14 protein-coding genes are annotated in these 13,428 nt (G+C 71.8%); 7 read left to right on the plus strand and 7 right to left on the minus strand.

Annotated features, from left to right (window positions below):
- A partial coding sequence (locus tag HWD93_RS13040) for a DUF937 domain-containing protein (RefSeq protein ID WP_261647036.1) occupies window positions 1-441 on the minus strand: 441 nt, incomplete at its 3' end.
- Between the two features lie 137 nt (window positions 442-578).
- On the opposite strand from HWD93_RS13040, the gene HWD93_RS13045 reads away from it, so the two are divergent.
- Together HWD93_RS13045 and HWD93_RS13050 are read left to right on the plus strand one after the other, a co-directional pair.
- Window positions 579-1,106 carry a hypothetical protein gene (locus HWD93_RS13045; protein ID WP_070418049.1) on the plus strand — a complete coding sequence of 176 codons (528 nt, stop codon included), beginning with the start codon at window positions 579-581 and terminating at the stop codon, window positions 1,104-1,106.
- A gap of 129 nt (window positions 1,107-1,235) precedes the next feature.
- Window positions 1,236-2,693 (plus strand): sugar porter family MFS transporter, encoded by a 1,458-nt coding sequence (locus HWD93_RS13050; RefSeq protein WP_070418050.1) that lies wholly within the window; start codon window positions 1,236-1,238, stop codon window positions 2,691-2,693.
- 72 nt (window positions 2,694-2,765) lie between these two features.
- On the opposite strand, the gene HWD93_RS13055 is transcribed toward HWD93_RS13050, so the two are convergent.
- The 4 genes from HWD93_RS13055 to HWD93_RS13070 all read right to left on the minus strand — a co-directional run bounded on the left by HWD93_RS13055 (window position 2,766) and on the right by HWD93_RS13070 (window position 6,522).
- Window positions 2,766-3,740 (minus strand): zinc-binding dehydrogenase, encoded by a 975-nt coding sequence (locus HWD93_RS13055; protein ID WP_071302910.1) that lies wholly within the window; start codon window positions 3,738-3,740, stop codon window positions 2,766-2,768.
- Between the two features lie 24 nt (window positions 3,741-3,764).
- Window positions 3,765-4,187 (minus strand): organic hydroperoxide resistance protein, encoded by a 423-nt coding sequence (locus HWD93_RS13060; RefSeq protein WP_022905450.1) that lies wholly within the window; start codon window positions 4,185-4,187, stop codon window positions 3,765-3,767.
- 21 nt (window positions 4,188-4,208) lie between these two features.
- Window positions 4,209-4,664, minus strand: coding sequence for a MarR family winged helix-turn-helix transcriptional regulator (locus HWD93_RS13065; protein WP_175473692.1), 456 nt, complete (start codon window positions 4,662-4,664; stop codon window positions 4,209-4,211).
- A gap of 229 nt (window positions 4,665-4,893) precedes the next feature.
- Complete coding sequence (locus HWD93_RS13070) at window positions 4,894-6,522, minus strand: DHA2 family efflux MFS transporter permease subunit (protein ID WP_261647037.1); 1,629 nt, start codon at window positions 6,520-6,522, stop codon at window positions 4,894-4,896.
- A 140-nt stretch (window positions 6,523-6,662) separates the two neighbouring features.
- Between HWD93_RS13070 and mvk the strand changes: the two genes are divergently transcribed.
- Genes mvk through HWD93_RS13095 form a run of 5 tightly spaced genes read left to right on the plus strand, consistent with a single transcriptional unit; the run spans window position 6,663 to window position 11,961 of the window.
- A complete protein-coding gene (gene mvk, locus HWD93_RS13075) occupies window positions 6,663-7,652 on the plus strand; it encodes a mevalonate kinase (RefSeq protein WP_261647038.1) in 990 nt (329 codons plus the stop codon).
- Window positions 7,652-8,671 carry a diphosphomevalonate decarboxylase gene (gene mvaD, locus HWD93_RS13080; RefSeq protein WP_261647039.1) on the plus strand — a complete coding sequence of 340 codons (1,020 nt, stop codon included), beginning with the start codon at window positions 7,652-7,654 and terminating at the stop codon, window positions 8,669-8,671. The genes mvk and mvaD overlap by 1 nt, the downstream gene beginning before the upstream one ends.
- Window positions 8,668-9,750, plus strand: a complete 1,083-nt coding sequence (locus HWD93_RS13085) for a phosphomevalonate kinase (protein ID WP_070418054.1) — start codon at window positions 8,668-8,670, stop codon at window positions 9,748-9,750. The genes mvaD and HWD93_RS13085 overlap by 4 nt, the downstream gene beginning before the upstream one ends.
- Window positions 9,743-10,807 carry a hydroxymethylglutaryl-CoA reductase gene (locus HWD93_RS13090; RefSeq protein WP_070418055.1) on the plus strand — a complete coding sequence of 355 codons (1,065 nt, stop codon included), beginning with the start codon at window positions 9,743-9,745 and terminating at the stop codon, window positions 10,805-10,807. Before HWD93_RS13085 ends, HWD93_RS13090 begins: the two co-directional genes overlap by 8 nt.
- Window positions 10,804-11,961: a hydroxymethylglutaryl-CoA synthase gene (locus HWD93_RS13095; RefSeq protein WP_261647040.1), complete on the plus strand. Its 1,158-nt coding sequence runs from the start codon at window positions 10,804-10,806 to the stop codon at window positions 11,959-11,961. The genes HWD93_RS13090 and HWD93_RS13095 overlap by 4 nt, the downstream gene beginning before the upstream one ends.
- Before the next feature lie 64 nt (window positions 11,962-12,025).
- Here HWD93_RS13095 and HWD93_RS13100 read toward each other — a convergent pair whose 3' ends face one another.
- Together HWD93_RS13100 and HWD93_RS13105 are read right to left on the minus strand one after the other, a co-directional pair.
- The gene (locus HWD93_RS13100) at window positions 12,026-13,012 is read right to left on the minus strand and encodes an SRPBCC family protein (protein ID WP_261647041.1); all 987 of its coding nucleotides are present in this window, start codon (window positions 13,010-13,012) and stop codon (window positions 12,026-12,028) included.
- Entirely contained in the window at window positions 13,012-13,386 is a 375-nt protein-coding gene (locus HWD93_RS13105; RefSeq protein ID WP_070418058.1) for a helix-turn-helix transcriptional regulator, read from the minus strand. Before HWD93_RS13105 ends, HWD93_RS13100 begins: the two co-directional genes overlap by 1 nt.
- Window positions 13,387-13,428: the final 42 nt, after the last annotated feature.

Raw genomic sequence — 13,428 nt, forward strand, 5'->3', positions numbered from 1 at the left:
GCCCTCGAGCAGCCCGCCGATGTCGAACCCGCCACCGCCCGACTGCGTCGTCGCCTTCTGGTTCCCGAGCTTGCTCAGCACGATCGGCGCGATGAGCGGGAGCACCTTGCCGATGATCCCGCCGAGGTCCACGCCGCCGCCGGTGCTGCCGAGCGCCGCGGCCACGTCCTGCTGCTTGCCGCCGAAGACGTTGGCGACGATCTTGTTGCCGTCCTCCTCGTCGACGTCGTCGATCGTGCGGGGGTCCGGCTTCGCGGCGTGCTTGTCGAGGGCCTTGTCGAGCGAGGCCGCGCCACCGTTCTCCACGTTCTTCTGCAGCCCACCGACGAGCGCCGGGACCGCCTGGCTGACGGCGTTCCTCGCGGTCGCCTCGTCGATGCCGAGCTTCTTCGCGATGTCGCCGATCGGGATCGCCCCGAGGAGGTCGTCGAGTCCTGCCATGGTCGTCCACTTCCGTTCGTGGTCGTCGGCTGACCGTGCGGGAGCGCACGAGGGGCCGCTGCTGGCTGGAGGCTATCCGGAACCCGTGCGCGCGGTTCGTGTGCGGCGCTGTCGGCCGCACGGGTTACCGTCGGAGCATGGAGCGTTCGGAGATCCTCGCCGCGGCGGCTGCCGCGCACGCCGCCCGCATCGCCGAAGCCGGCGGTGACGACGCCGCCGCCCGCGAGCGGGCCGAACTCGTCCGGAAGCGGGCGGACGGGCTCGTCGACCGGATCGAGCGGAGCGAAGCCGCGGACGACGCCGCGCGTGACGCCGACCGTCGGCGGGCGGGAGAGGCCGACCGTGCCGCCTCCCGGACCGAGGGCTCGCTCTCGGACTGGCACCGGATGGGCACGCGGCGCGGGGTCACGCCCGACGAACAGGTCCGCACGGCGTGGACGGTCACGGGCGTGCCGGAACCGGGTGACGCGCGGGCCCTGGCGAACATCCTGCTGTCGACCGCGGGGCACGCCGGACGCGTCGCCGACGCCGCACGGAAGAACCCACGACTCTCGGGTGCCGCGAGCGCCGCGGCGCGTCGGACGGTCCGGCGCTACACGGACCACGGTGCGGACATGGCGTCGTTGGGGGACGTGCTCGACGAGCCGGCCGACGACGACGAATGATCGCTGACCAGGACTTTCGTGGAGCGATCCAATCGTCATGTTGTCTTCATGACCGATTGACAGGACATGGATTCGGGTTACGATCCTTCCAAGCGATGCAGCCTGATCACTGACGAAGGAGTCACCCGCATGGTCGACATCAAACCGACAGCCCCGAGCGTCCCGCTCCCGCCCGTCGGACAGGGTCCGCACGTCCGCCGCCTCGGCGTCCTCGCGCTCGTCGCCACCTTCGGCGGTCTGCTCTTCGGCTACGACACCGGCGTGATCAACGGCGCGCTCCTGCCGATGAAGCAGGAGCTCGGCCTGACGAACCTCACCGAGGGCGTCGTCACGAGCTCGCTCCTCTTCGGTGCCGCGATCGGCGCCATGCTCGGCGGTCGGATCGCGGACGGCTGGGGTCGCCGCAAGACGATCATCCTGCTCGCGGTCACGTTCTTCGTCGGCACCCTGATCTGCGTCTTCGCGCCGGTGTTCGGCGTGATGGTGGTCGGTCGTGTCCTGCTCGGCCTGGCGGTCGGCGGTGCGTCGACGGTCGTCCCGGTGTTCCTCGCCGAACTCGCCCCGTACGAGATCCGCGGATCGCTCTCCGGCCGCAACGAGCTCATGATCGTCATCGGACAGCTCGCCGCCTTCGTCGTGAACGCGATCATCGGCAACCTCTGGGGTGAGGGCAACGGCGTCTGGCGCGTCATGCTCGCCGTCTGCGCGCTCCCCGCCATCGCCCTGTTCGTCGGCATGCTGCGCGTCCCCGAGTCGCCGCGCTGGCTCGCGTCGAAGGGCCGCAACGACGAGGCGCTCGAGGTCCTCGGCCAGATCCGCTCGAAGGAACGCGCCGAGGCCGAGCTCGAGGACATCAAGCGCTCGAACGAGTTCGAGTCGAAGGTCCAGCAGCAGAGCGGCTGGCGCACCCTGCTCGGCAACAAGTGGCTGATCCGCATCGTGCTCATCGGCGCCGGCATCGGTGTCGCCCAGCAGCTCACCGGCATCAACTCGATCATGTACTACGGCCAGACCGTGCTCATCGAGTCCGGCTTCCAGCAGTCGGCGGCACTCATCGCGAACATCGCCCCCGGGATCATCGCCGTCATCGGTGGCGTGATCGCGATCTACAACATGGAGAAGATCAACCGGCGCACGACGCTCATCCTGGGCTACTCGCTGACGACGGTCTGCCACTTCCTCATCGGCATCGCGTCGATGACGCTCGTCGAGGGCAACCCGGCCCGCCCGTGGGTCATCCTGTTCCTCGTCGTCGCGTTCGTGGGTTCGATGCAGACGTTCCTCAACATCGCCACGTGGGTGATCCTGTCCGAGATCTTCCCGACGCAGATCCGTGCGCTCGGCATGGGCATCGCGGTGTTCTGCCTCTGGATCGCGAACGCGTTCCTCGGGCTGTACTTCCCGACCATCGTCGCCGCGACCGGCATCACCGGGACCTTCTTCGGCTTCGCGATCGTCGGCGTGCTCGCCCTGCTCTTCATCTGGAAGTTCGTCCCGGAGAGCCGCGGTCGCACCCTCGAAGAGGTCGAGGAGGGCGTCACCACCGGCAACATCTTCACGGTCCCCGCGAAGCAGGCACGGCGGTAGACAGACCGACACAACGGACTGGAGGCGCGGTGCCAGCTGGCACCGCGCCTCCAGTCCGTTGCACCGTCGCGTCTACGGGCGCAGGAGCACCTTGCCGACGCGGCCGGCGGTGTCCGAGGCACGGACCGCGTCGCGGACGTCCTCGAAGGCGAACGTCTCCGCGACGGGGAGCGTCAGCGAACCGTCGAGCACGCGGGTGATGAGCTCGCCGAAGAGCTGCCCCTTCGTCTCAGCAGGCATCGTCTTGCTGACGACGCTGCCCCAGAACCCCTTCACCGTGAGCTGGCCGAAGATGACCTTGCCGGACGGGATCTCGAGCGTGGGGGAGGCCATCGCGCCGAACACGACGAGGGTGGCGTTCTCGCCGAGCACGCTCGCGATGTCGCCGGCGGCCTTGCCGCCGACGGACTCGACGCCCGCGACGATCGGCGCGCCGCCGGTGATCGCGGCGACCTGGTCCTTCCAGTCGTCCGCGTCGGTGGCGACGATGCGCTCGATGCCCTGCTCGCGGAGTTCCTCGACGCCGGCGGCGCGGCGGACGAGCCCGATGACGTTGATGCCACGCGCGGCGCCGAGCTGGGCGACCATGCGGCCGACCGCACCGTTCGCGGCGTTCTGGATCAGCCAGTCACCCTCGTGCAGGTCGAGCGAGTGCAGCAGGCTGATCGCGCTGAACGGCATCGAGACGAGCTGGGCCGCGGCCTCGTCGGGCATCGCGTCGGGCACCGGGACGAGCCCGGCGGCGTTCGCGGTGTAGTACTCGGCCCAGACGCCGAACGCCCCGCCGGCGACGCGCTGGCCGACCTGCAGGTTCGTGACGCCCTCGCCGAGGGCCTCGACCACGCCGAGCGCCTCGGTGCCGGAGGCCGCCGGCAGTTCGGGCTTGAAGCCGTACGTGCCGCGGACGGTCCAGAGGTCGTGGTTGTGGATGGGGGAGAGGACCGTGCGGACGAGGACCTCGCCGGCGCCGGGGGTGGGGACCGGGCGCTCCTGCACACCGAGGACCTCGGCCGGCTCGGCGAAGGTCTCGTGGACGACGGCGCGCATGGTGGTGGGGGTGGTGCTCATGGACTAGTCCTCCGAGACGGTGATGGTGACGTCGATGTTGCCGCGGGTCGCATTCGAGTACGGGCAGACCTGGTGCGCGGCGTCCGCGAGGGCCTGTGCCTGGTCGTGCTCGAGCCCGGGCAGGACGACCTCGAGCAGCACGGCCAGCTGGTAGCCGCCCTCGCCGTTCGGGCCGATCTGCACGCGGCCGCCGACGGAGGAGTCGGCGATCTTCACCTTCTGGCTGCGGGCGACACCCTGCAGTGCCGAGTGGAAGCACGCGGCGTACCCGGCGGCGAAGAGCTGCTCGGGGTTGGTGCCGGCACCCGAGCCACCCATCTCCTTCGGGATCGCGAGGTCGAGCGCGAACGAGCCGTCGCTGGTGGCGACGCGGCCGTCGCGGCCGGCGCCGGTGGAGAGGGCCTCGGCGGTGTAGAGGGCTTCCATGGTGTTCCTTCCTTCGTGGGGTCAGTGGTCCGCGGCGGCGCGGTTCGGCGTCGCAGCGGCGTGCATGGTCTCGGTCAGCCGGTGCAGCGTCGCGATGAGTTCCGTCGCGGCGTGCTCGTCGGGCAGGCCCATCCCGGCGGCGATCGTCGACGGGATGTGGGCCAGTTCGCCGCGGATCGAGCGGCCGCGGTCACCGAGGGTGATCGTGACGACCCGCTCGTCGGTGCTGCGACGTTCGCGACGGACGAGGTCCGACTGCTCCATGCGGCGCAGGAGCGGTGAGAGGGTGCCGGAGTCGAGCTGCAGGTGGTCGCCGAGACCCGAGACGGTCTGGTCGCCCTCGATCCACAGCGTCACGAGGACGAGGTACTGCGGGTAGGTGAGCCCCCACGGTTCCAGCAGGGTCCGGTACGCCTGCGTGGTCGCACGGCTCGCCGCGTAGAGGGAGAAGCACACCATCTCGTCGGTCACGGGCATGTCACAAGCATTGCACGCAACTCAGTTGTGCACAACCGTATCGGGGACACCTGTTGCCGATCTGTCTCGGTCACGCCCCGGTCGACCGCCCGTCGTCACCGCCGTCCCGACCGCGGCGAGGACGACGCCGATGCCCACGACCTGCGCGGACGAGAGCGTCGCCCCCGGCGCGGGGCCCGGTGCGGCGGACGGGAGGCGCGGGGCGGGGCTGACCCGCGCCTCCCGTCCGTCAGTCGGTCGCGTCGGCGGTCGCCGGGGCGGCGTCCGATCCGGCCTCCTCGGTGTCCTCGGGGCGGCTGTGCAGGCGCAGGGTCGCCGCGAGGCCGAGCACCAGGAAGCCCGCGGCCGACCAGGCGGCCGCGCGCGTGCCGTCACTGAACGCCTCGGCCGCAGCGGCTCCTGCCGTCGGACTCTGCTCGGTGAGTGCCGCGATCGACCCGCCGGAGGACGCGACCACGGCATCGGCGATCTGCGACGCGGCCGCGCTCGAGGACCCGGCGTCCTCGAGCCGGTGCTGCAGCAGCGTGCCGGTCGACGTGAACAGCACCGTCCCGAGCACCGCGATGCCGAGCGCCGACCCGATCTGCCGGGCGGTGCTCTGCGCGCCGGAGGCCTCGCCGCTGCGCTCGACCGGGACGTCCCGCAGCACGACGCTCGTGAGCTGCGCGGTCGCGAGTCCGACACCGAACCCGTAGACGAACAGGCACGGCACGATCGCCCACCACGGCGTCGACGAGGTCACGACGAAGCCGATCGCCGCGACGCCGACGATCTCGGCAGCGATGCCGATCCGGACGATCCGCAGCGCGCCGATCCGCTGGCCGGCCGTCGCCGCGAACCCGCTCGCGACGAACGACCCGATGGCCAGGGCGAGCAGGACGAACCCGGTCTGCAGCGCCGAGTACCCGAGCACGTTCTGCAGCCAGATCGGCAGGGACAGGATGATGCCGAACTCGCCGAGCGACACGATGAGTGCCGCGATCGACCCGTTCCGGAACGACCCGATCGTGAAGAGGTCGAGCGCGATGAGGGTGGAGCGGCCCGCGCGCTGCCGCCGCCTCGTCCAGAGGACGAACGCCACGCCCGCGACGACGCAGAGCGCGAACGCGTACGGGATCGGGGAGAGCGGTCCGGGCCAGGTCCAGTCGCCGACCGTCAGCCGGGTGGCGTTCGACCACCAGCCGTACGTGCGTCCCTCGATGAGGCCGAACACGAGCGAGGCGCTCGTCACGACGCTGAGGACGGCGCCGACGACGTCGATCCGGCCGGCGTGCACGGTGTCGCGGGACTCGCGGACGGTCAGGGACGCGCCGACGACGATCGCGATGCCGAGCGGCACGTTGATGCCGAACGCCCACCGCCACGAGAAGTCCGTCGTCAGCCAGCCGCCGAGGAGCGGGCCCACCGCGACCATGCCGCCGATCGTGGAGCCCCAGACGGCGAAGGCGATCCCGCGCTCGCGGCCCGTGAAGGTGGCGTTCACGAGCGAGAGGGTCGTCGGCAGCACCATCGCGCCGCCGACGCCCTGCACGATGCGGGCGAGCACGAGCAGGTCGCCCGTCGGGGCCAGTGCGGCGAGGACCGAGGCGAGCGCGAACACCGTGACGCCCACGATCAGCAGGCGCCGCCGGCCGAAGCGGTCGGCGAGCGAGCCGAACACGAGCAGGAGCGCCGCGAAGACAAGGGTGTAGCTCTCCTGCACCCACTGCACCAGGGTGGAACCGATGTCGAGGTCGGCCACGATGCTCGGGATCGCGACGTTCACGATGGTCGGGTCGACGATGATGAGCGAGACGGCGATGCTGATGACGACGAGTCCGGCCCAGCGTCGGCGGTCGGGGGTGTGGTGGGTGCTCACGGGGCGGCTCCTCGGGTAGTCAGCATGCTGACGATCACCGTACGCCCCGGAGGGGGACCTCGTGGAGCGCGCTCACGGGCGGGGTACGGACACCGTCGAGCGCGTGCATGGCCGGGACGGTTAGGCTGACGTGACCCACGATGACCACCAACGACCTCGACAACTCAGCGACCACTGGAGCCGGCCCCACCCGCCGCACCGGTAGGGCGTCGTCCCACGGCAAGACGATCCTGATCGGGGAGCACGCCGTGGTCTACGGCGCACCCGCGCTCGTCGTGCCGGTCATCGACGCCGTGGTGGTCGCGACGGTCACGCCGATCGACGACGCCGAGGGGCACCACCTCGAGTCGACCGTGCACACCGGCCCGCTCGACCTCGCCCCCGCCGCCGTGATGCCGACGGTCACCGCGGTGACGGCCACGCTGCGGCACTTCGGCGTGACGGACCGCCGCTTCCACGTGCGCGTCGACAGCGAGGTCCCCACCGCTCGCGGCATGGGATCGAGCGCGGCGGTGGCAGCCGCGGTGACCGCGGCGGTCGCGGACGCACTCGGCGAGACGCTCGACGCCGAGGCGCACCACGGACTCATCCAGGAGTGCGAGCGGGTCGCCCACGGCCGTCCGTCCGGACTCGACGCCCGCGGGGTCGTCGCCGACGCACCGGTCTGGTTCGAAGGCGGCCGCATCGAGCCGGTCGAGCTCGGCGCGCGGTTCGCCTTCGTGGTCGCCGACACCGGCGTCCCTGGCCACACGCGCGAGGCGGTCTCGGCCGTCCGTGCCCGTCACGACGCCGACCCGGACGGCACCGGCGCCGTGATCGACCGGATCGGCGCACTCGCCCGACGCGCGCGGGCGACGCTCGTGGACGGCGACGCACAGGCGCTCGGTGCCACGATGGACGCCGCGCACGAGCTGCTCAGCGACCTCGACGTGTCGAGCGACGACCTGGACCGGCTCGTCGGCGCCGCACGTGCGGCCGACGCCCTCGGCGCGAAGCTCACGGGCGGGGGCCGAGGCGGGTGCGTCATCGCCCTCGCCACGGACGTCGACCACGCGGACCGCATCGCGGCCGCACTGCGCGGCGCGGGTGCCGCAGCCACCTGGACCACCACGATCGGAGACCGCGCCTGATGACCGCCACCGCCGTCGCGCACCCCAACATCGCCCTCGTCAAGTACTGGGGCAAGGCGGACGCCTCCCTTGCCCTGCCGGCGACCGGCAGCGTCTCGATGGGACTCGACGTGTTCCCGACGACGACGTCGGTGACCGTCGGGGACACGGCGGACGACACCCTCACCCTCAACGGCTCGGCCTCGACCGACGGGGCGCTCGTGCGGGTCACGCAGTTCCTCGACCTCGTGCGCGAGCTCGCCGGGTCCTCGGCGCGGGCGTCGGTGGTGTCCGAGAACACCGTGCCGACCGGAGCCGGACTGGCCTCGAGCGCCTCGGGGTTCGCGGCGCTCGCGACCGCGGCCGCGGCGGCGTACGGTCTCGACCTCTCCGCGCGCGACCTGTCCCGGCTCGCCCGACGCGGCTCGGGTTCGGCCACCCGGTCGATCCCCGGTGGCGTGGCGGTCTGGCACGCCGGCGACGACGAGGGCTCCTACGCCGAGCCGATCCCCGCGCCGCCGATGGCCATGGTCGTCGTGACGATCGACGCCGGCCCGAAGGCGATCGGCTCGCGCGAGGCGATGCGGCGCACCATCGCGACGTCGCCGTTCTACCCCGCCTGGGTCACCTCGACCACCGAGACCGTCGGGGACATGCTCACCGCCTGCGCCGCAGGGGACTTCACCCGCATCGGCGAGCTGACCGAGAGCAACGCCCTCCGCATGCACGCCACGATCGAGGGCGCCTTCCCGCCCATCCGCTACCTCAACGCCCGCAGCGTCGCCGTGTTCGACGCCGTGGCCGAACTCCGTGCCGCCGGGGTCGAGGCGTACGCCACCGCCGACGCCGGCCCGAACGTCGTCGTGCTCACGAAGCCCGAGGACCGGGGCGCCGTCGCGTCCGCGCTCGCGGGCTTCGGCGACGTGATCGAGTCCGGTACCGGACCAGGCGCGCGCCTGCTCGGCTCCGAAGTCCCTGCGACGCAGGACCCGGAGGCACCCGCACCGGGTTTCGTCCGACCAGAGGAGTCCGCCGAGTGATCGAGTTCCGTGCCCACGGCAAGCTGTTCGTCGCGGGCGAGTACGCCGTCGTCGAGCCGGGCCAGCCGTCCGTCATCATCGCCCTGGACCGCGCCATCACCGCGCGCGTGCGCGAGGGCCACGGCGCCGGCAGCGTGCACTCCGAGGAGTACGGACACCTCCCGCTCACCTGGACCCGCGCCGAGGACGGCATCGCACTCGACACCGAGCACCACCCGTACGACTACGTGATGGCGACGATCGACCTCGTCGAGAAGCTCCGCGCCGAGCAGGGCATCGCACCGCGGTTCCACGACCTCCGCATCCACAGCCAGCTCGATGACGCGAGTGGCCGGAAGTTCGGGCTCGGGTCCTCCGCGGCGGTGACCGTCGCCACGGTGGGCGCCCTCGACCGCTTCTACGGACTCGGGCTCTCGCAGCGGAAGCGCTTCCAGGTCGCCCTGCTGGCCACGATCCGGGTGAACCCGCGCGCATCCGGCGGGGACCTCGCCGCGAGCACCTTCGGCGGCTGGCTCCGCTACAGCGCGCCGGACCGCGAACGGCTCGCGGCGCAGCTCGACACCCGCACCGTGACCGAGATCCTCGGCGACGCGGACGCGTGGGAGGGCTTCGACGTCCAGCGGCTGCCCGCCCCCGAGAACCTCGAGCTGCTCGTCGGCTGGACCGGTTCTCCGGCCTCGACCACGAAGCTCGTCGGTGTCGTCCGTCGGCACCGCAACGGCGGCTACCAGGCGTTCCTCGACGAGAGTCGCACCTGCGTCGACGACCTCACCGTCGGCCTGCAGACCGGCGACGCTGAACGCACCCTCGGGGCACTCCGGCGCGCCCGTGGGCTGCTCCAGCGCCTCGGCACGTCGGTCGGCTCGCAGATCGAGACCGAGCGACTCGCGACCCTGTGCGACGTCGTCGAAGCCGCGGGCGGGGCGGCCAAGCCGTCCGGTGCCGGCGGCGGCGACTGCGGCATCGCGCTCGTCCCGGCGGACACCGACCTCGCCGGCATCCACCGCGCCTGGGAGGCGCACGACATCAGACACCTCAGCGTCGCGGTGCAAGCGCCCGAAGGGAGCGTCGATGACTGACCTGCTGACCCCGATCCCCACGAAGTGGGTGGGGCCGATCCGCATCAGCGGCAACGCGGTGGAGGGCGAGCACGAGGTGCCGCTCGCCACGTACGAGTCGCCGCTCTGGCCGTCCGTCGGCCGCGGCGCCCGCATCTCGCGCATGGTCGAGGGCGGCATCGTCGCGACCGTCGTGGACGAGCGCATGACCCGTTCGGTCGTGGTCCGTGCCGACAGCGCGGCCGCGGCACACCTCGCGACCGGGCGCATCCTCGCCCGGCAGGACGAGCTCGAGCAGATCGTCGCCGGCCAGAGCCGCTTCGCGAAGCTCATCGAGGTGCACCCGGAGATCGTCGGGGACCTGCTGTTCCTGCGCTTCGCGTTCACCACCGGCGATGCCTCCGGGCACAACATGGTCACGCAGGCGGCGGACAAGCTCCTGCCGGCGATCCTCGCGTGGGAGCCGGGCCTGCGGTACGTCAGCGTCTCGGGCAACTTCTGCACCGACAAGAAGGCCACCGCGGTGAACGGCATCCGCGGACGCGGCCGGAACACCGTCGCCGAGATCGTCATCCCGGGCGAGGTCGTCGAGAAGCGGCTCCGGTCGAGCGCGGCACGCATCGCCGAGCTCAACGTCGCGAAGAACCTCGTCGGGTCGACCATCGCCGGGGCCATCCGCTCCGCGAACGCCCACTACGCGAACATGCTCCTCGGCTTCTACCTGGCCACCGGGCAGGACGCGGCGAACATCGTCGAGGGGTCCCAGGGCATCACGAGCGCCGAGGACCGCGACGGCGACCTGTACTTCGCCACCTCGCTCCCGCACCTCATCGTCGGCACGGTCGGCAACGGCAAGGGCGGGGACCTGCCCGTCGTCGAGGACGCCCTCGTGCGCCTCGGCTGCCGCGAGGACCGCGAGCCCGGTGCCAACGCACGCCGGCTCGCCGCCCTCTGCGCCGCGACCGTCCTGTGCGGGGAACTCTCCCTGCTCGCCGCGCAGACCAACCCGGGCGAGCTGATGGCCGCCCACGTCGCGATGGAACGTCGCGGCGCGAAGCCCGCCGGAGGTGCAGCGTGACCCGCATCGGCATCCACGACCTCGCCGTCGCGACCGGGCACCACGTGCTCGAGCTCGACGACCTCGCCGAGCGCCTCGGGGTGGACCCGGCGAAGTACCACGTCGGCATCGGACAGGACGCGTTCAGCGTGCCCGCTCCCGACGAGGACATCGTCACGATGGGCGCCGCCGCCGCGAAGGAGCTCATCGACCGCCACGGTGCCGACGGCATCCGCACGGTGCTCTTCGCCACCGAGTCCGGCGTGGACCAGTCGAAGGCCGCCGGGGTGTTCGTGCACGGCCTGCTCGGGCTGCCGCAGAACGTCCGCGTCGTCGAGCTGAAGCAGGCCTGCTACGGCGGGACCGCTGCCGTCCAGCTCGCCCTCGGCATCGTCGCGCGGGCTCCGCGGGAGCGCGTGCTCGTCATCGCCGCCGACGTCGCGCGCTACGACGTCGACACCGCCGCCGAGCCGACGCAGGGTGCCGGCGCCGCCGCGATCCTGATCGCCGCCGACCCCGACCTCATCGAGATCGAGTCGGCCGCGGGTGTCTTCACCGCCGACGTCGACGACTTCTGGCGGCCGAACGACCGCTCCACCGCACTCGTCGACGGCCGCCTGTCCGTGAGCGCCTACGTCGACGCGTTCGTCGGGGCGTGGGACGACCTCGCGGCGCAGGGCGGCCCGGCGTACGAGGACATCGTGCGCTTCGTCCACCACCAGCCGTTCACGAAGATGGCGCTCAAGGCGCACCGGAAGCTCACGCAGCACGTCGGGGTGCCCTTCGACGAGTCCGAGCTCGCCCTCGGGTTCACGTACAACAAGCAGACCGGCAACACCTACACGGCGTCGCTCTGGATCGGGCTGGCAGCACTGCTCGACCTCGACGACGACCTCGCCGGGGAGCGCATCGGCCTGTTCAGCTACGGGTCCGGCAGTGTCGGGGAGCTCATCACCGGCATCGTGCAGCCGGCGTACCGCGACCACCGCCGTGTGGGTCGGGTCCGCGAGCTCCTCGCCGCCCGGGTGCCGCTCTCGGTCGACGCCTACCGCGAGCTGCACGCCGCGGGTGCCGCGACGAGCGAGGACGTCGAGCGTCCGCGGGTCACGGCTGCGCCGTACCGCTTCGCCGGGGTGCGCGGCGGCGCACGCCGCTACGAGGCGACGCGCCCCTGACTCGACCGGCTGACGGACGGGAGGCGCGGTGCCGGCCGGCACCGCGCCTCCCGTCCGTCACGACTCACGCCGCTGCGGACAGGACCTCACGTTCCAGACGCTGGTAGCTCGTCTCCATGCCGTCCGTCATGCCGGTCGCGAGGATCATGTCCCGCTGCTCCCGGTCGGGGTAGGTGATGCGGAGCGTCATGAGCGTGACGCCGTCGGCCTCGTCGAACTGCAGGTCGTTGACGTTGGCCGGGAACGGCGCACCGGTCATCCGTTCGGTCGTGACCATGCGGCGTTCCGGCTCGATGACGAGGTTCTCGCCCTCGAACCCGAACGCCTCGCCCTCGGTGTCCCCGACGGGCGCCCAGGCCTGCCGGAACGAGCCGCCGACGACCAGGTCGTTCTCGCACACCGTCATCTCCCACCCGTCCGGGCCGAGCAGCCACCGGCGCATCAGCTCCGGCTCCGTGTGCGCACGCCAGAGCAGGTGCCGCGGCGCCGCGAACGCGCGGGTGATGGCCACGTGGGTGTCGTCCACGATCTCGGTGACCGTGCCCCGGCCGAGGGCGTACTCGCGGAGGTCGGCCAGCACCGTGTCGAGCTGCCCGAACGCCTGCTCGTAGCCGTCGAGCATGCCCATCTCGAGCATGGCGTCGAGGTCGGCGGAGGACGCGAACGACGTCAGCACCGTCACCCGTGACCCGCTGTCGACGGTGTCGAACGACAGCACGGTCTCGCTCGCGGGCAGCGAGTCGTCGACGGTGCCCTCGGCGTCGGAGAACAGGTCGCGGAACGCGATCCGGCGGGGTTCGTCGACCTCGGACACCTGCCAGAGTGCGTGGAACCGTTCGTTCTCGGGCGAGGTCATCCGGTAGTGGGCGACGCCGCCGGGACGGAGGTCGAACGACGTGAACGTCGCGGGGAACCCGGGCGGGCCCCAGAAGCGTTCGAGCTGCCGGGGATCCGCGAACGCTGCCCAGAGGCGTTCGACGGGGACGGGGAACTCGGCCACGAGGGTCATGGTGAGCTCCTCGGGGTCGGTGTGGACGGACGTGGTCGGCATCAGTGGCTCCCTTGCGTTCGGTCGTCGCCGCGCGGCGCGCGGTCTGCTCCCAGCAGTGCGTCGAGCCGGTCGATCCGGCCGCGCCAGAGGTCCGCGTAGCCGTCGAGCAGCCCACGGACGCGATCGATCTGTCCCGGCTCGGCGCGCACGATGCGGGTGCGGCCCCGGGGTTCCTTGGTCACGAGTCCTGCTCCTTCGAGGACGGCGACGTGCTTCTGGACGGCGGCGAAGGACATCGCGTAGGCGTCCGCGAGCGCGCTCACGGACGCCTCGCCGACCAGGGTGCGACGGACGATGTCGCGTCTGGTCGCATCGGCCAGGGCGTGGAAGACCCGGTCGACCTCGGCATCGCTCAGTTCGGTTCGTGCAACCATTTGGTTGTACGTTACGACGGTCCTGCCCGCCGCACAACCCCC

This window comes from Curtobacterium sp. C2H10 (genome assembly GCF_025407985.1).
GTDB lineage: Bacteria > Actinomycetota > Actinomycetes > Actinomycetales > Microbacteriaceae > Curtobacterium.